This window comes from Xanthomonas sp. WHRI 8393, assembly GCF_040203315.1.
In the GTDB taxonomy this organism is placed as follows: domain Bacteria; phylum Pseudomonadota; class Gammaproteobacteria; order Xanthomonadales; family Xanthomonadaceae; genus Xanthomonas; species Xanthomonas arboricola.
Genome location: NZ_JBEGGL010000003.1, coordinates 151,167 through 167,842, shown reverse-complemented (window position 1 = coordinate 167,842; position 16,676 = coordinate 151,167). Strand labels below are relative to the sequence as shown.

Annotated in this window: 12 protein-coding genes; 2 read left to right on the top strand and 10 right to left on the bottom strand. The window is 66.6% G+C overall.

From position 1 onward, the window contains the following. Positions 1-87: 87 nt before the first annotated feature. The 7 genes from clpB to ABQ137_RS11180 form a co-directional block, all read right to left on the bottom strand. Positions 88-2,673, bottom strand: coding sequence for an ATP-dependent chaperone ClpB (gene clpB / locus ABQ137_RS11210; protein ID WP_349782490.1), 2,586 nt, complete (start codon positions 2,671-2,673; stop codon positions 88-90). Positions 2,674-2,871: 198 nt separating this feature from the next. Continuing rightward, positions 2,872-3,675, bottom strand: a complete 804-nt coding sequence (locus ABQ137_RS11205) for an ATP-binding cassette domain-containing protein (RefSeq protein ID WP_349782489.1) — start codon at positions 3,673-3,675, stop codon at positions 2,872-2,874. Next, on the bottom strand, positions 3,672-4,466 hold the full coding sequence (gene ssuC / locus ABQ137_RS11200) for an aliphatic sulfonate ABC transporter permease SsuC (protein ID WP_104568087.1): 795 nt from the start codon (positions 4,464-4,466) through the stop codon (positions 3,672-3,674). The genes ABQ137_RS11205 and ssuC overlap by 4 nt, the downstream gene beginning before the upstream one ends. A 127-nt stretch (positions 4,467-4,593) precedes the next feature. Beyond that, on the bottom strand, positions 4,594-5,577 hold the full coding sequence (locus ABQ137_RS11195) for an aliphatic sulfonate ABC transporter substrate-binding protein (protein WP_349782488.1): 984 nt from the start codon (positions 5,575-5,577) through the stop codon (positions 4,594-4,596). Positions 5,578-5,588: 11 nt separating this feature from the next. Further along, positions 5,589-6,629: an L-glyceraldehyde 3-phosphate reductase gene (gene mgrA, locus ABQ137_RS11190; protein ID WP_349782487.1), complete on the bottom strand. Its 1,041-nt coding sequence runs from the start codon at positions 6,627-6,629 to the stop codon at positions 5,589-5,591. Positions 6,630-6,645: 16 nt separating this feature from the next. After that, positions 6,646-7,974 carry an LLM class flavin-dependent oxidoreductase gene (locus tag ABQ137_RS11185; protein WP_349782486.1) on the bottom strand — a complete coding sequence of 443 codons (1,329 nt, stop codon included), beginning with the start codon at positions 7,972-7,974 and terminating at the stop codon, positions 6,646-6,648. Positions 7,975-8,038: 64 nt separating this feature from the next. Further along, positions 8,039-10,294 carry a TonB-dependent receptor gene (locus ABQ137_RS11180; RefSeq protein ID WP_349782485.1) on the bottom strand — a complete coding sequence of 752 codons (2,256 nt, stop codon included), beginning with the start codon at positions 10,292-10,294 and terminating at the stop codon, positions 8,039-8,041. 273 nt (positions 10,295-10,567) lie between these two features. Between ABQ137_RS11180 and ABQ137_RS11175 the strand changes: the two genes are divergently transcribed. Together ABQ137_RS11175 and ABQ137_RS11170 are read left to right on the top strand one after the other, a co-directional pair. After that, positions 10,568-10,876: a GIY-YIG nuclease family protein gene (locus ABQ137_RS11175; protein ID WP_104553566.1), complete on the top strand. Its 309-nt coding sequence runs from the start codon at positions 10,568-10,570 to the stop codon at positions 10,874-10,876. 45 nt (positions 10,877-10,921) lie between these two features. After that, entirely contained in the window at positions 10,922-11,629 is a 708-nt protein-coding gene (locus tag ABQ137_RS11170) for a glutathione S-transferase (protein ID WP_349782484.1), read from the top strand. Between the two features lie 133 nt (positions 11,630-11,762). Here ABQ137_RS11170 and ABQ137_RS11165 read toward each other — a convergent pair whose 3' ends face one another. The 3 genes from ABQ137_RS11165 to ABQ137_RS11155 form a co-directional block, all read right to left on the bottom strand. Next, entirely contained in the window at positions 11,763-12,578 is an 816-nt protein-coding gene (locus ABQ137_RS11165) for a DUF3014 domain-containing protein (protein ID WP_349782483.1), read from the bottom strand. Positions 12,579-13,881: 1,303 nt separating this feature from the next. Continuing rightward, complete coding sequence (locus ABQ137_RS11160) at positions 13,882-15,051, bottom strand: lysozyme inhibitor LprI family protein (protein ID WP_349782481.1); 1,170 nt, start codon at positions 15,049-15,051, stop codon at positions 13,882-13,884. Further along, the gene (locus tag ABQ137_RS11155; protein WP_102580633.1) at positions 15,048-16,649 is read right to left on the bottom strand and encodes a SulP family inorganic anion transporter; all 1,602 of its coding nucleotides are present in this window, start codon (positions 16,647-16,649) and stop codon (positions 15,048-15,050) included. Before ABQ137_RS11155 ends, ABQ137_RS11160 begins: the two co-directional genes overlap by 4 nt. Between the last annotated feature and the right edge of the window lie 27 nt (positions 16,650-16,676).

The following is a 16,676-nucleotide window of genomic DNA, read 5'->3' as shown; positions in this document are numbered from 1 at the left end:
GGAGACTGCTTGCCCCGGAACACCATCCGAACACGTTGCCCGACGTCAGCGGATCGTCCCGCATTCTGCGGGACGATCCTTACTCACTCAGCCCTTGCCAAACACCAGCCGCCCACCCTCGGCACGCACGCGCACGGTGTCGCCGCAGAGGTACTGGCCGGACAGGATCTGCTGGGCCAGCGGGTTTTCCGCCTGCGACTGGATCGCACGCTTGAGCGGGCGCGCGCCATACACCGGATCAAAACCGACATTGCCGAGTAATTCCAGCGCGGCATCGTCCAGGTCCAGCTTGAGGCCGCGCTCGGACAGGCGTTTTTCCAGCCCATGCAACTGGATGCGCGCGATCGACTTGATCTGCGCCTTGTCCAGCGGATGGAACACCACGATGTCGTCGAGCCGGTTGATGAACTCCGGGCGGAAATGCGCTTGCACCACGCCCATCACCGCTGCCTTCATCTGCGTATAGGCCTCGGCACTGCCGTCGCCGGACAGCTCCTGGATCTGGTGCGAGCCCAGGTTGGAGGTCATCACGATGACGGTGTTGCGGAAGTCCACCGTGCGGCCTTGGCCATCGGTCAGGCGGCCGTCGTCGAGCACCTGCAGCAGGATGTTGAAGACATCGGCATGCGCCTTTTCCACCTCGTCCAGCAGGATCAGCGAATACGGGCGCCGCCGCACCGCCTCGGTCAGATAGCCGCCTTCCTCATAGCCCACATAGCCTGGAGGCGCGCCGATCAACCGCGAGACCGAGTGCTTCTCCATGAACTCGCTCATGTCGATGCGGATCATCGCCTCGGTGCTGTCGAACAGGAAGTCCGCCAGCGCCTTGCACAACTCGGTCTTGCCCACGCCGGTCGGGCCCAGGAACAGGAACGAGCCGCTCGGGCGATTGGGATCGGACAGGCCGGCGCGCGAACGCCGCACCGCGTCGGAGACGACCTTGATCGCCTCGTTCTGGCCGACCACGCGCTGGTGCAGCTCGTCTTCCATGCGCAGCAGCTTGTCGCGTTCGCCCTCGAGCATCTTGTTGACTGGGATACCGGTCCAGCGCGACACCACCTCGGCGATTTCCTCGGCGGTCACGCGGTCCTGCACCAGCTTGAAGTCGTGATGTTCGACCTCGTTGGCCAGCGCCATCTGCTTTTCCAGCTGCGGCAGCACGCCGTACTGGATCTCGCTCATCTTGGCGTAGTCCTGGCGCCGTTGCGCGGCTTCCAGCTCCAGCTTGGCGTGCTCGATCTGCTCCTTGACCTTGGTGGTGCCCTGCAGCGCGGCCTTTTCCGACTTCCACAACTCGTTGAGGTCGTAGAACTCGCGCTCGAGCTTGTCGATGTCGGTTTCCAGATCGGCCAGGCGCTGACGCGAGGCGTCGTCCTTTTCCTTCTTCAGCATCTCGCGCTGGATCTTGAGCTGGATCAGGCGGCGCTCCAGGCGATCGAGTTCCTCCGGCTTGGAGTCGATCTCCATGCGGATGCGCGATGCCGCTTCGTCCATCAGATCGATCGCCTTGTCCGGCAGCTGGCGGTCGGTGATGTAGCGGTTGGACAAGGTGGCGGCGGCAACGATCGCCGGGTCGGTGATTTCCACGCCGTGATGCACCGCGTAGCGCTCCTTCAGCCCACGCAGGATCGCGATGGTGTCTTCCACCGTCGGTTCGCCCACGAACACCTTCTGGAAGCGCCGCTCCAGCGCCGCGTCCTTTTCGATGTACTTGCGGTATTCGTCCAGCGTGGTGGCGCCGATGCAATGCAGCTCGCCGCGCGCCAGCGCCGGCTTGAGCATGTTGCCGGCGTCCATCGCGCCATCGGCCTTGCCGGCGCCGACCATGGTGTGCAGCTCGTCGATGAACAGGATGATCTGGCCTTCGTTCTTGGACAGGTCGCTGAGCACCGCCTTTAGCCGCTCTTCGAACTCGCCGCGGAACTTGGCGCCAGCGATCAGCGCGCCCATGTCCAGCGACAGCACGCGCTTGCCGCGCAGGCCTTCGGGCACTTCGCCGTTGATGATGCGTTGCGCCAGGCCTTCGACAATGGCGGTCTTGCCCACGCCGGGTTCGCCGATCAGCACCGGGTTGTTCTTGGTGCGCCGCTGCAACACCTGAATGGTGCGGCGGATTTCTTCGTCGCGGCCGATCACCGGATCGAGCTTGCCGCTCTCCGCACGTGCGGTCAGGTCGATGGTGTATTTTTCCAGCGCCTGGCGTTGTTCCTCGGCATTTTCCGATTGCACGGTCTCGCCGCCGCGCAGCTTGTCGATGGCGGCTTCGATCTTCTTCTTGTCGCCGCCGGCCGCGCGCAAGGCCACGCCCAGCGGGCTGGCATCATCGGCGGCGGCCAGCACGAACCACTCGCTGGCGATGAAGGCGTCGCCATGTTGCTGGGCCAGCTTGTCGGTCTGGTTGAGCAGGCGGTTGAGATCGTTGCCGATCGACAGGTTGCCTTCCTGCCCGGAGACCTTGGGCAGCGTGTCCAGCGCCTCGCCCAGCCGCTCGCGCAGCAGCGGCACGTTGACGCCGGCCTGCGACAGCAGCGGGCGTGTGCTGCCGCCACTCTGGTCGAGCAAGGCGGCGAGCACGTGCACCGGCTCGATGATGTTGTGGTCGCGGCCCACGGCCAGCGACTGCGCGTCGGCCAGCGCCTGCTGGAACCGCGAGGTGAGCTTGTCCATCCGCATGGGGATAATCCTCTGAACTGGTGGCCGGCGACGCCGACGATACCGTGCAGATGCGGCTGCCGTGCGGGGTTTCAAGGTTTGGCGGCTGCGCAGGTGCCGATGCGGGACAGCCGGACCGGCTCACACGCGGTGGCGCCTGGGCTGGGCGGTGTGGGTTCGCCCACTGGCCTGGACCACCCCAGGCCGACGGACACGTCGTTACACGATCCGCCGCAGCGGCTGCGATGCAGGCGCCGCAGCAGGATTCTCCGCAGCCGCTGGCGCCGGCACGTGCGACGCCCCCAGCAGACGCGACAGCACCTGCGCCTGGATTGCCGCCAGGGCCGGCGCGCCGGGGGCACGCGGATGCGGCACCGGCACCGGCAGATCCAGGCCGATCTGGCCGTGTTCGATCAGCACGATGCGATCGGCCAGCGCACTCGCCTCGGCCACATCGTGGGTCACCAGAACCAGGGTGAAACCGTACTGCCGCCACAACTGCACGATCAGCTGCTGCATCTCGATGCGCGTCAACGCATCCAGTGCGCCCAGCGGTTCGTCCAGCAACAGCAGCCGCGGCCGGTGTACCAGTGCGCGCGCCAGGGCCACGCGCTGGCGTTGACCGCCTGACAGCGCCGCCGGCCACTCGCCACCGCGTGCACCCAGCCCCACCGCGTCCAGCGCCGCCTGTGCCTGCGCACGCCCGGCACGCCCCAGGCCCAGCGCCACGTTGTCGATCACGCGCTTCCACGGCAGCAGCCGCGCGTCCTGGAACATCAGCCGCACCGCATCGCGCTGCGCAGCCAGCGCTGCATGACCGCTGTCGACGGTGCCGGTATCGGCTGCTTCCAGCCCGGCGATCACGCGCAGCAAGGTGCTCTTGCCGCAGCCGCTGCGCCCGACCACCGCCACGCAGGCGCCAGGCGCGATCTCAAGGTCGACGCCACGCAAGACCTCGCTGTCGCCGTAGCGCTTGCCGATGCCGCGCAGGCTCAGCGGCAGGCCGGTGTCGGCCGCGCTCACCGGCGCAGCTCCGCACGCTGTTGCTGCGCCGGATGCCAGCCCAGCCACCAGGCTTCCAGCCCGCGTGCGGCCAGATCGGCCAGCTTGCCGAGCAGCGCGTACAGCACGATGGCCACCACCACGATGTCGGTCTGCAGAAACTCGCGTGCGTTGGTGGCCAGATAGCCGATGCCGGAACTGGCGGAAATGGTTTCGGCCACGATCAGGGTCAGCCACATCAGGCCCAACGCAAAGCGCAAGCCGACCAGAATCGACGGCAATGCGCCGGGCAACAACACATCGACAAACAGCTGCGGGCCGCGCAAACCGTAATTGCGCGCCATCTCGATCAAGGCCGGGTCCACGCTGCGGATGCCGTGATAGGTATTGAGATAGATCGGGAAGAATGTGCCCAGCGCCACCAGGAACAGCTTGGCGCCCTCGTCGATCCCGAACCACAGGATCACCAGCGGAATCAGCGCCAGATGCGGCACGTTGCGCAGCATCTGCAAGGTGCTGTCGAGCAGGCGTTCGGCCATACGCGACACGCCGGTGAGCAGGCCCAGCGCAAACCCGATGCTGCCGCCGATGGCCAGGCCCACGGCCGCGCGCCAGCTGCTGATGGCCAGGTGTTGCCACAACTCGCCGGTTTGCACCAACGTCACTGCGGCACGCAATACCGCATCCGGTGCGGGCAGGATGCGCTGCGGCAACCAGCCGCTAAAGGCCGCGATCTGCCAGGCCACCAGCAAGGCCAGCGGCACTAGCCAGGGCACCAGCACGTTGCCTAATCGCTGCGAGCGGCGACTCATCGCACGGCCTTGTTGGTTGGGCGATGCAGCGAAACAACGGCGTGCGCCCGCCCGCTCACGGATGCTGAGCACGCGTTCTGGCCTGCGCATGCGCTCCTGCGTGCGAGTGTATTCCTGCTTCCACGCATCACTTGCCCGCCGCCTGCTTGCCTGCCGCTGGCACCGCGGCAACCGCGGGCGCACGCCATACCGCCGGGGCCACCAGCACGCGTTTGGGCAGCAGACGTTGCGCGTAGAACAGATCGGCAGTGGCCTGCTGCGCCTTGATGACCTCGGCGCTGAGCGGTTGCACGCTGGCCGGCGGACGATGCGTCAGCGTGCGCTCGACCACCGCAGGCGACAGCCCGCTGACCTGCGCCAGCACCTTGATGCTGCCGGCGCGGTCGCGCTCCAGCAAGCCATCGGCCTGGTTGAGCTGCAGCATCACCTGCTGCACGAACGGACCCCACGCGGTGGCGTAACGCCGCGAGGACAGAAAGAACCCGCCGGTCAATCCCAGCCCCTCGCCGTTGGCGAGCAGGCGTGCGCTGCCATCCAGCGTCAATGCCGAATACCACGGGTCCCAGATCGCCCAGGCATCCACCTGCCCGGCCGCGAATGCCGCACGTGCGTTGGCCGGCGACAGATACAACGGCGTGATGTCGCGCATGCTCAGGCCGGACTTGGCCAACAACCGCAGCAGCAGGTTGTGCGCGCTGGAGCCCTTCTGGAAGGCCACCCGCTTGCCCTTGAGGTCGGCCACGCGCCGCAACGTGCTGCTGGCCGGCACCAGGATGGTCTCGGCCTTGGGCGTGGGCGGCACCCAGCCCACGTACAGCAGATCGGCACCGGCGGCCTGCGCGAACAATGGCGGAATATCGCCCGCACCGCCCAGGTCGATGCTGCCCACGTTCAAGGCTTCCAGCAGCTGCGGGCCGGCCGGAAACTCGACCCAGCTGATTCTGGTGCGCGGGAAGCGCTGCTCCAGCAACCGATGCTGCTTGGCCAGCACCAGGCTGGACACCGCTTTCTGATAGCCGATACGCAGCTGCGCCGGCTCGGCCGCCGCTGCGGGTTGCAGCCATGCGAGGCCGGACAACAGCAACGCAGCAATCAAAAAGCGGTAGCGCATCGGAGCGTTCCTCATTGCCAATCGGTGGACGGTTTTTCCCAGAGGTTGACGCCACCCTCGACCGCAAAGCGGTCGATCTCGGCCAACTCGTCCGCACTGAACCCGGGCGTCTGCAAGGCCGCGACGTTTTCGATCAACTGCTCCGGGCGGCTGGCGCCCAGCAATGCCGAGCTCACCCGCGGGTCGCGCAGCACCCAGGCCAGGGCCAGCTGCGCCAGGCTCTGCCCACGCCGCTGCGCGATCGCATCCAGCCCACGTGCGCGCTGCAGGTTGGCCTCGGACAGATGTTCCGGCCGCAGCGACTCGCCACCGGGACGATTCACGCGCGCATCGCTGGGTACGCCATTGAGGTACTTGCCGGTCAACAGGCCCTGCGCCAGTGGCGTGAATGCAATCACCCCCGCGCCGACGTCGTCGGTCGCATCGAACAGCTCATGCTCGGCCCAGCGATTGAACAGGTTGTAGGCCGGCTGGTGGATCAGCAGCGGCACCTTCCACTCGCGCAGCAACGCGGCGATCTCGCGCGTGCGCGCCGCCGAATACGACGACACGCCCACATACAGCGCCTTGCCCTGCTGCACCGCGCTGGCTAATGCGCCGGCGGTCTCTTCCAGCGGCGTGTCCGCATCGAAGCGGTGCGAGTAGAAGATGTCCACGTAGTCCACGCCCAGCCGCTGCAGGCTCTGATCCAGGCTGGACAGCAGGTATTTGCGCGAACTGCCGCCCTGCCCGTACGGACCCGGCCACATGTCCCAGCCGGCCTTGGTGGAGAGGATCAATTCATCGCGATACGGCTTGAAGTCTTCACGCAGCAGGCGGCCGAAGTTGATTTCCGCGCTGCCATACGGCGGGCCGTAGTTGTTGGCCAGATCGAAATGGGTGATGCCCAGGTCGAAGGCGGTCCGCAGCAATGCGCGCTGCGTGTCGATCGGTGTGCTGTCGCCGAAGTTGTGCCACAGGCCCAGCGACAGCGCAGGCAGGACAAGGCCGCTGCGGCCGACACGGCGGTAGGCGATGCGGTCGTAACGATCGGGATGTGCGAGATAGGTCATCAGGGTATCCGGTGAGTCAGCGTGCGCTGAAGCGATTGATGGGGCGTGCCAGCCCCAGATGATCGCGCAGGGTGCGTCCTGCATATTCACGCCGGAACAGTCCACGCCGCTGCAGCTCGGGCACCACGTGCGTGGCCACATCGGCCAGGCCGCCGGGCAGATGCGGCACCAGCACGTTGAAACCGTCCGCGGCCTCGCCTTCGAACCAGGCCTGCAGCTCGTCGGCAATCTGTGTCGGCGTGCCGATCAGGCTGTAATGCCCGCGTCCGCCTGCGATGCGCCGACCGAGCTGGGCAATGCTCAGTTGCTCCTGTCCGGCCAGCTCGGTAAACAACTGCTGGCGGCTGCGCTGGCCGGTTTCGGTGAGCGGCAGCTCCGGCAACGGGCCATCGGGGGGATAGCCGGACAGATCGAAGTTGCCCAGCATGCGCGACAGCAGCGCGATGCCGACCTCCGGCTCCACCAGCTCCTGGAACTGCGCGAACTTGTCCTGCGCCTCGGCCTGGCTCTGCCCGACCACGATGAACACACCCGGCATCACCTTCAACGCATCGCGCGCGCGCCCGAACTGTTCCAGCCGCCCCTTGATGTCGGCATAGAACGCCTGCGCCTTGGCCAGCGACGATTGCGCGGTGAACACCACCTCGGCGGTTTCCGCAGCCAGCGCGCGCCCGGGCTCGGACGAGCCGGCCTGCACCAGCACCGGATGCCCCTGCGGCGCGCGTGCGATGTTGAGCGGGCCGCGGACCTGGAAGTGCGCGCCGCGATGATCCAGCACATGCAGCCGCGCCGGATCGTAGTGCACGCCTGCAGCGGTGTCGGCGATGAAGGCATCGTCGTCCCAGCTGTCCCACAGCCCCGCGACCACCTGCTGGAATTCGCGCGCCCGCGCATAACGCTCGGCATGCACGTAATGCGCGTCGCGGTTGAAGTTCAATGCTTCGTCGGCGGCATCGGAGGTGACCAGATTCCAGCCGGCACGCCCACCGGACAGATGATCCAGCGAGGCGAACTTGCGCGCCACGTGATACGGCTCGTTGTAGCTGGTGGTCATGGTGGCGATCAGGCCGATGCGCTCGCTCACCACCGCCAACGCGCTCAGCAGCGTGAGCGGTTCGAACAGGCTGGAGCGCGCCATCCGCGACGCCACCGGCCCACCGGCCGCAGCCAGGCTGTCGGCGACGAACACCGCATCGAACTTGGCGGCTTCGGCGATGCGCACCATCTCGCGATAATGGTCGAACACCAGCGGGTCGGCACTGGCATGCGGGTGCCGCCATGCGGCCACGTGATGGCCGGTGGCCATCAGGAACGCACCGAGCGAGAGCTGTCGTGCAGCGCTCATCGCAGCCCACCGTGCGGTGCGCCTGCATTGCTCGAATCAGCATCAACAAACATCACGGACATCGTCAAAAATCCTTGTGCAGTTGCAGCCCGACATAGCGCTGGTCGTCGCGCGGCACCAGCCGGAACACGTTGCCGGTGGCATTGGCCAGCAACGGGGCGTATGAGCGGTCGCCGAGATTGCGGCCGAGCACCGCCACCCGCCAGCCATGCACATCGTCGGCCAGTGCGATGCTGGCATTCCAGATCGCATACGGGCCCTGGATGGTCTGCGGGGTCTGGCTGAGGTCGTACTGCACGCTGTCCTGCCAGCTCACGTCTCCGTTGAATTCCAGTGCCAGGCTGCCGCGCAGCGGCACCCGGTAACCGGCGCGCAGATTGCCCTTCCAGTCCGGCGAAAACGGCAACGGCCGGCCATCGACATTGCAATTGGCCGCCGCTGCGGTGGGGCAGGCAAACCGCTGGATGCGCGCCTGCGTGTAGGCCAGCGAGGCGGCCAGGCTGAGCCGCTCGGTGGGCCGGTAGTCCAGATCCAGTTCCAGGCCCTGCGTACGCACCTGCCCGGCGTTGATCAGGCGCGTCACCACCTGCCCGGCCACGGTGTCGAAGAAGTTGGCCTGGTAGTTGGCGTATTCGGTATGGAACAGCGCCACGTTCGCACTGAGGCGATCGTCCAGGGCGCGCGCCTTCAGGCCCAGCTCCCAGGCATTGGAGGTCTCCGGTTTCAGCGCCGGCGTATCGCGCGGCTGCATGTTGAAGAACACGTTGTAGGCCGGGCCCTTGTAGCCGCGCGAATAGGTGATGTAACCGGTGGTCCGCGCATCAAAGTCGTATTGCAGGCCGGTGCGGCCGGACACGCCGTTTTCTGCGGTGCTGCCGCTGCTTGCGGTGGACGGCTGGATGCCGGTGACTGCGGTTGCCGAGCTGGACAGGCGCTGATGCCGGTAGTCGAGCGTGTCACGTGTGAAGCGTGCGCCCAATAGCGCACGCAGATCCGGGCGCCAATGCCAGGTGGCCTCGCCGAAGGCGGCATAGGTTTCCGCGCGCGTGGCGTAATCGGCCACGCCCACATTGCTGGCGGTGGGCGTCGTCACCGTGCGGCGGTAGGTTTCGTCGTTACGCGCATGCAGGTAATACAGCCCGGCGACCGCCTCCACCGCACGATCGCGCGGGGTCTGGATGCGCACTTCCTGCGAATACTGCGTGTAGCCCAGGTCGCCACGGTCGTGCGAGGACGGGAACGCCGCGCTGCGTTGCGCGGTGCGATCGCCATCCTGGAACTGGGTGTTGTCCCATTGCCGCCATGCGCTGATCGAGGTCAGCAGCGCATCGCCGAGTTGCTGGTCCAGCTGCAGCGAGGCGCCCTTGTTGATGTCGTCCAGATACGTGCGGTAATCGCTGTTGATCTGCCGGTTGTCGTCCCTGGCGACGACCGGTGCCAGCGCCGCGGCGAAGTCGGCACGCGTGCTGTCCACCACCACACCGCTGGGCGCGTCGCTGTGCGATTGCAGGTAGTCAGCGAGCAACGTCGCGTTCAAGTCAGGGTTCGGGCTCAGGTCCAGCCGCAAGCGCGCGCCGGCGCGCCGGTAGCCATTGACGGTCTGGCCGTCGGCCACATTGCGCACGTTGCCGCCGTACTCGGCCCACACTGCCGACACGCTGGCCTTGAGCAGCTCCGGCACCAGCGTGCCGCCGACACTGGCACGCACGCGGTCTTCGTCGCCGCCACCGAAGTGCGAGTAATCCACATAGCCGCCGAACAGCTCCGGCGCCGGCCTGCTGACGATATTGAGCACGCCGGCGGAGGCGTTCTTGCCGAACAAGGTGCCCTGCGGCCCGCGCAGGACCTCGATGCGCTCGACATCGAGCAGGTCCAGCGTGGCCTGGCCCGGACGCCCCAGCACCACGCCGTCGATCACCGTCGCCACGCTGGGCTCGACCCCTGGCGAGGTGGAGATGGTGCCCACGCCACGCAGGAACAACGAGGTGTCCTTGTTGGAGGCACCGTTGCGAAAGCTCAGGCTGGGCACCAGCGCCGGCAGGTCGGCCACGCTGTTACGGTTTTCGCGCTCCAGCGTCTCGCCCTGCACGACGGACACCGCCACCGGCACATGCTGCAAGGTGGTTTCGCGACGCGTGGCGGTCACGGTGACCGCGCCCAGGGTCTGCGCGCCGTGCTCCGGTGTCGCAGCAGCCTCGCCCACTTCATCGGCCAGCACCGGCGCACATGCCCACACCAGACTCCAAGCAAGCACCTGCGGCCTGGCCAACCATCTCGAAGCAGCGAGGATCCTTGCAGGGGTCCGGTGTCGCGCAGGCATGTACGTCCTTTCGTGGCGTCGGCTGTCGTGCAGCAGCGTGGGGAGATTTCTTGCGAATTGGCCAGCGCCATGCATGCACGACGACCCGTCCGCAGTGCAGGCCGACACGGCGCTGCAATGCAGTAGCGCATGCTGTTTGCAGCGGCCGCGAGCGTCAAATAACCAATGTTTAGGTGGTTATTCACTCACGCGCCGCCGCGTGTCGACCACCCGTGCCCAGCGCTCGCCAAGATCTTTGCTGCATGACACCAGGCCAATGGCGATAATGGGCCCATGGATGCACCCAAGCCCTGGCACCTCTATCTGCTGCTATGTCGCAACGGCAGCTATTACGCCGGCATCACCAACGATCTGGAGCGGCGCTTCCAGGCGCATCAGCGCGGGACCGGCGCGCGCTATACCCGCGCAAACCCACCGCTGGAGCTGCTTGCCAGCCATCCGTATGCGGACCGCGCCGCCGCCTCGCGCGCAGAGTGGCAGCTCAAGCAGCAACCGCGCGCGCGCAAGCTGGCCTGGCTGCTGGCGCAGCCGCACGACGGCACCGGGTCACAGCCCGCTGACGCTTCGCTCACGCCCGCCTAGCCGCGCGGTTTCTACGCTGTAGCGCCATCGATCGCGGAGCAGCGCATGCACTATCAGCTCTATTACTGGACCGGTCTGCAGGGCCGTGGCGAATTCGTCCGGCTCGCACTGGAAGACGCCGGCGCCGACTACACCGACGTGGCGCGTGTCGAAGGCGATGAGGTGATGAATGCCTTTCTGGAAGGCCACCAGGCCGGCGCGCAGCCATTCGCACCACCCTTCCTCAAGGCCGGCGACACGGTGGTTGCGCAGGTGGCGGCCATCCTGCATGTCATCGGACCGCAACTGCAGCTGGTGCCGAACTCGGACGCACAGCGCATCCAGGCATTGCAGTTGCAGCTGACCATCGCCGACCTGGTGGCCGAGGTGCACGACAGCCATCATCCGATCGCCACCGGCCTGTATTACGAAGACCAGAAAGCCGAGGCAGCAAAGCGCGCCAAGGATCTACGCGACAACCGCCTGCCCAAGTTCCTGGGCTACTTCGAGCAGGTGCTGCAACAGGCCGGCGGCACGCATGTGCTGGGCACGCATTCCTATGTGGATCTGTCGTTGTTCCAGCTGATCAGCGGGCTGGAATACATGTTCCCCAAGCGCATGAAGACGCTGTCAGCCGAGCTGCCAGGCCTGAAAGCGCTGCAACAGCGCGTGGCCGCCCGCCCACGCATCGCCGGCTATCTCGCCTCCGAACGACGCGTGGCGTTCAATACCAACGGCATCTTCCGCCACTATCCGGAGCTGGATGCGGCGTAAGCGATGGCGGCGCGTGATGCACCGCGTGCCGCCGAAGTTGCGTTGTTTCCCTGCTGGGCTGGCGCACGACGCTGCATCCATGCATGCAGGGCCGCATTCGGGCGGCCTTCTCCTCACGTCATCCCACGCCGCGTCAGCGTCCCTGCAGCAACGCCGTCCGGATCCGCTGCAACTGTGCCTTCACTGCAGCCGCTTGCGCTGGCCCCAACCGCAGCAGCGCCTTTTGACCGACCGACAGCGACTCCAACGCGGGATCGACAAAACGATAACGGCCACGCTCGTCGCGCTGCACCTTGATCGGCCGTACCGGGTCGGGCGTGCGCAGCAGATGATCGATCACGTCGATCACGCGGTCGTTGAAGTAGCGGTCCGGCGCACCAAGATCGGCGTAGGCCTGCTGGAACAGCGGATAGAAACGCACATAACTGCGCACCAGCGCCTGCGCATCCACCTGGGTGAACGCCGCCACGTAAGGCGCATACCGCGCCGCATTGGCCTGATCGATCACCACACTGCCGCTGGCATCGGACACTGCCAACTCGCCCGCCACCGGCTGCAGCACCGAGGCGCGACGGCTGATGCTGGGCTGGGTGAGATTGTCGATCATCACCACCACGCGTTCGATCAGGTGCTTGCGCAGCACGATCGACAAGGCGCCATCGTCCTGCACCAGTTCCAGCAAGGCCTGCCACGCAGCGGCATCGCTCTGTGCCAGCGCAGGAATCGCGGCATCGGCGGCATCGGCCGAGGGCTGCTGCACCGGATGGCGCGGCCCGGCCGGTGCCGGCGGCGCGGGGGTCACCGCCGCTGCCACGGCGCTGGCGGTCTGGCTGATCGGCGCAGGCAACGTGCCCGGCGCCGTGGGTGACCCGCTGAATAGCCACCAGGCGGCGCCAGCCACCACCGGCACCGCCAGCAGCCACGGCCAACGCGAAGACTTGGATTGCATCGTGAAACTCCTTACATCGACGACATCCATGGTGTGACAACCAGATATCGCGGTGGTTCCATCGATGTGCGGCGATGACGCGATCAAGCAGACCATGTGCATCGCACAAGAGCGATTGGCCGCGAGGATGCCTGTCTCTGGCAGGAAACGCTGGCTGCAGCGCTAGAACTGGCAACGACATACGCGTGACCACCCTCCTCATTGCGAACCGATCACGCGCGCAGCGAAGTCCGATGCAGTCACAACTCAGTGATCGAGGGGCGCGATGCCCTCACCGCTTGCGGGACACGCCGTGAATCCGTCCGTGGAGGCTCCTTGGCGGCATCCATGCCGCCAAGAGTCCCGCAACCGGCAAGGACACCGCACCAGGAAGTTGGTCGACTGCTTTGTTAAAAGCCTGCCTGTCGCTCGGCTTGCGGTGGCGTGCTCAGGCGCTGGTCGACGCACACCACTCCGACCAGCGGATGCCATGCACCGCTTGCAACCATGCACACCGACCATCTCGACAGGTCCTTGCCGGCCCACCGTCGCGGGACCTTACGCGGCATGGATGCCGCGTAAGAGCCTACATGGACGTACTTGCGGCGTGTCCTGCGATGGTGGGCGGGCAAGGGCCCCGCAGCCACCCGGCAGATCATCCGAACAAGATGCATCGTGCATTGCTTGCACCATGCACACCGACCATCCCGACTGGTCCTTGCCGGCCCACCGTCGCGGGACCTTACGCGGCATGGATGCCGCGTAAGAGCCTACACGGACGTACTTGCGGCGTGTCCTGCGAGGGTGGGCGGGCAAGGGCCCTGCAGCCAAGCGGCAGATCAGCCGCTCTGCAGCTGATACATCGGCGTCGTCCAGTCCTTTGGAGCACAGCACCAAAAGCAATCTCGTGAAAAGCCGCTTGTCGCGCGTGTGTCGGACGTCGAGTATCGAACAACGCGCATCACGCACTGCTCTTACCGTGCACACAGACCATCTCCACTGGTCCTTGCCCGCTCACCGTCGCGGGACCTTACGCGGCATGGATGCCGCGTAAGGTCCTACAGGGATGTACTTGCGGCGTGTCCCGCGAGGGTGGGCGGGCAAGGGCCCCGCAGCCATCCGCAGATCACATGCTCTGGCTCTGGCTCTGGCTCTGGCTCTGGCTCTGGCTCTGGCTCTGGCTCTGGCTCTAGCTCTAGCTCTAGCTCTGGCTTTGACTCTCGCTCACCCACATCGCCAACGCTCGAACCAGAACGCCCAGCGTTGCCGCATCAAACGACAACACCGCCCGCCCGATGGCCGCGAGTGGCTGTCTCCGCCGCTCTCAGCTTGCGAAATCCAGCCGCGCGTTCACCCAGGCCGCCACGATGGCGGCGGCCGCCTGCTCGGCCTGCTTCGCAGGCAGGCGCTTCTCGCGCACCAGCCATGCGGCCGTGTCGGCGCGCACCTTCGGCAGTAACGCGCGCACGGCCTTGCGCTGTGCCGCCGGCCAGTCGCTGTCTTCCCCGGTCCAGGCGGCAATCGCCTTGTCCGGATCCTCGCCGTAGCGCTTGCGCAATGCCGGGGTCAGGTACAGCAATGGCGATACCGACGCGCGTAACGCGATGATTTTCCACTCGGCGTAACTGGCGTAGCGAATGGTGCCGGCGTCCTTGCTCAGGGCCTCGATCAACCCGTCGAAGCCGGCATCCAGCTGCTTCCAGCTGGCCAATGCAAACAGACCGCCCGGCGGCTCGCAGATCGGCGCGAACCCATCGCGTGTCGAGCCATACAGCGACCCGAACGCCTCATACGCCGGCTCGCCCACTGCAGCAAAGATGAAGCAATGCACGTAAGGACGATGATCGCTGTTGTCGCGTTCGATCCACATCCGCAGCAATGTCAGCACGCGTTCCTGCGCCTGCATGGCGGGCATGCCATCCACATCGTCGAGCAAGGATGCGGCGAAGTCGTCGACCTTGCGCAGCGCCTTGCGCGCACTTTCAAACCGCGCACTCGCCAGCTTCGCATCCACGCCCGCGGCGGGGACAAACTGATGCAGATACGCCAGCCACGCCGAAGCCAGCGGCGTGTCGTAGCCCTGCAACTGGCGCGCGGCGTCGGCAGGCGCAGTGGGAATCAAGGCGATGATGCGATCCAGCGCCTGTTGCTGCACAGTCAGCGCCTTGGCCAGCACATCGGCCCTGGCCTTCAATGTGCGTTGCAGGCAGTCGTCCGGCTTGGCGTCCTGCGCGCAGGCATTGCGCTGCCGCAGCCAGGCGCGTTGCTGATCACGCACGCCCGCGACCGCGCTACGCGGCGTGGTGTCCAGCAGCGCCCGATAGGACTCGTCCAGCTGATCGTCCAGATTGCCCAGCGCCGGCACCGCGCACAGCCGTTTTTCGACCGCCGTGCCGGCCTGCTTGCAATCGAACGACGCCGCCCAGGCACCGCCGGCGCCAAACAACAGCGCGCCGCCGATAGCCACCCGCAACACGCTGGAGCAGGCTGTCATTGCACTGCCTCCTTGCGTGCGGGCAGCAGCGAGAGCAGCAGCAGAGTCACCGCCAGCGCGACATAGGCACCCACGAACTGCCAGCTGATCACACGCGCCAGGCCGTGCAGCGACCACGGCAGATAGATGCCGCCGCGCGGGTCCACCGAATGGATCAGACCGAACAGCGTCAGCCCCGCGGCCACCAGCAGGAACACCGCGCCGCGTCGCAGGCGGCCATCGATCATCGCCGCCACGGCGGCGATCCACAGCATCGCGGTGATGATGAAGCCATTGCCCAACGCGAAGATCACCGCCAGCTCCGGCAGGCCATGCCCATCGAGTTTGGTGGTGAGTGCGACCAGTTGATCCGGCGCGATCCAGCCTGGTGCCTTGATGGTCAGCAGGTAGGCCACTGATGGCAGAAAGCCCAGCACCATCGCACCGGCATGCTGCCTGGGCGTGGCCTGGAACGCCTGCGTGGTGATGTCGATCGACACGTACACGATGATCGGTGCCAGCACCGCCAGCGGCAGCCATTGCACCAAGCCGGAGATCACACCGAGCATGCCGCCGATGCCGACGAACAGGCCGGTCAGCAGCGTGTAACCGGAGCGCGCGCCCATATGCTTGTAGGCCGGCTGGCCGATGTAGGGCGTGGTCTGCGCCACCCCGCCGCAGACGCCTGCGACCAGCGTCGCCAAGGCTTCCACCAGCAGGATGTCGCGGGTGCGGTAGTCATCGCCCGCGGCGCGTGCGCTCTCGCTGACATTGATGCCGCCTACCACCATCAACAGGCCGAACGGCAGCAGCAGCGGCAGGTACGCCAGCGTGGCGGGCAGGCCGTCGATGAAGCCCAGGTTCGGCAGCGGCAACACGATCTGCGGCGGCGTCCATTCCGGCACCGCGAAGCCCGGTGCGCCCAGGCCGGCCAGTCCCAGCCCGTAATACAACGCAGTGCCGATCACGAATGCCACCAGCACGCCGGGCAACTTGGTCGGCAACCGGCCCTTGGCCAGCAGCACGTACAGCAACAAACCCAGGGTGACGAAGCCAGCCACTGGCGAACGCAGGGTTTCCAGCAGCGGCAGCAGGCCCATCAACACCAGCGCGATGCCGGCGATGGAACCCAGCAAGGCCGCGCGCGGCAGCGCGCGCGTGACCGCCTCGCCAACGAACGACAGCACCAGCTTGAGCAGGCCCATCACCACCAACGCGGCCATGCCGAGTTTCCAGGTGGCGATGGCAGCCGCCTGCGGGTCCAGCCCCTGTGCCTTGAAGCCGACGAATGCCGGGCCAAGCACCAACAGCGCCATGCCGATGCTGGTCGGCGCATCCAGGCCCAGCGGCATCGCGGTGACGTCGTCGCGCCCGGTGCGTGCAGCCAGCCGCCGCGCCATCAAGGTGTAGAGCAGGTTGCCCACCAGCACGCCGAACGCGGTGCCGGGAAACATGCGCCCGAACACCACCTCGGCCGGGAACTGGAACATTCCGACCAATGCCATCGCGATGAAGCCGAGGATGGAGAGATTGTCGACGACCAGGCCGAAGAAGCCATTGAGGTCGCCGGCGACGAACCAGCGCGGCGATGCCGCAGTACGCGAGGAAGGGGCCGACATGGGAGCCAGGAAGCGTGGGGATCGACC

Bases quoted from the DNA above. Each gene is read 5' to 3' on its own strand.
- ABQ137_RS11155 (WP_102580633.1), bottom strand. From the start codon at position 16,649: ATGTCGGCCCCTTCCTCGCGTACTGCGGCATCGCCGCGCTGGTTCGTC.
- ABQ137_RS11185 (WP_349782486.1), bottom strand. From the start codon at position 7,974: ATGAGCGCTGCACGACAGCTCTCGCTCGGTGCGTTCCTGATGGCCACC.
- ABQ137_RS11175 (WP_104553566.1), top strand. From the start codon at position 10,568: ATGGATGCACCCAAGCCCTGGCACCTCTATCTGCTGCTATGTCGCAAC.
- mgrA (WP_349782487.1), bottom strand. From the start codon at position 6,629: ATGACCTATCTCGCACATCCCGATCGTTACGACCGCATCGCCTACCGC.
- ABQ137_RS11180 (WP_349782485.1), bottom strand. From the start codon at position 10,294: ATGCCTGCGCGACACCGGACCCCTGCAAGGATCCTCGCTGCTTCGAGA.
- ABQ137_RS11170 (WP_349782484.1), top strand. From the start codon at position 10,922: ATGCACTATCAGCTCTATTACTGGACCGGTCTGCAGGGCCGTGGCGAA.
- ABQ137_RS11195 (WP_349782488.1), bottom strand. From the start codon at position 5,577: ATGCGCTACCGCTTTTTGATTGCTGCGTTGCTGTTGTCCGGCCTCGCA.
- ABQ137_RS11160 (WP_349782481.1), bottom strand. From the start codon at position 15,051: ATGACAGCCTGCTCCAGCGTGTTGCGGGTGGCTATCGGCGGCGCGCTG.
- ssuC (WP_104568087.1), bottom strand. From the start codon at position 4,466: ATGAGTCGCCGCTCGCAGCGATTAGGCAACGTGCTGGTGCCCTGGCTA.
- ABQ137_RS11165 (WP_349782483.1), bottom strand. From the start codon at position 12,578: ATGCAATCCAAGTCTTCGCGTTGGCCGTGGCTGCTGGCGGTGCCGGTG.
- clpB (WP_349782490.1), bottom strand. From the start codon at position 2,673: ATGCGGATGGACAAGCTCACCTCGCGGTTCCAGCAGGCGCTGGCCGAC.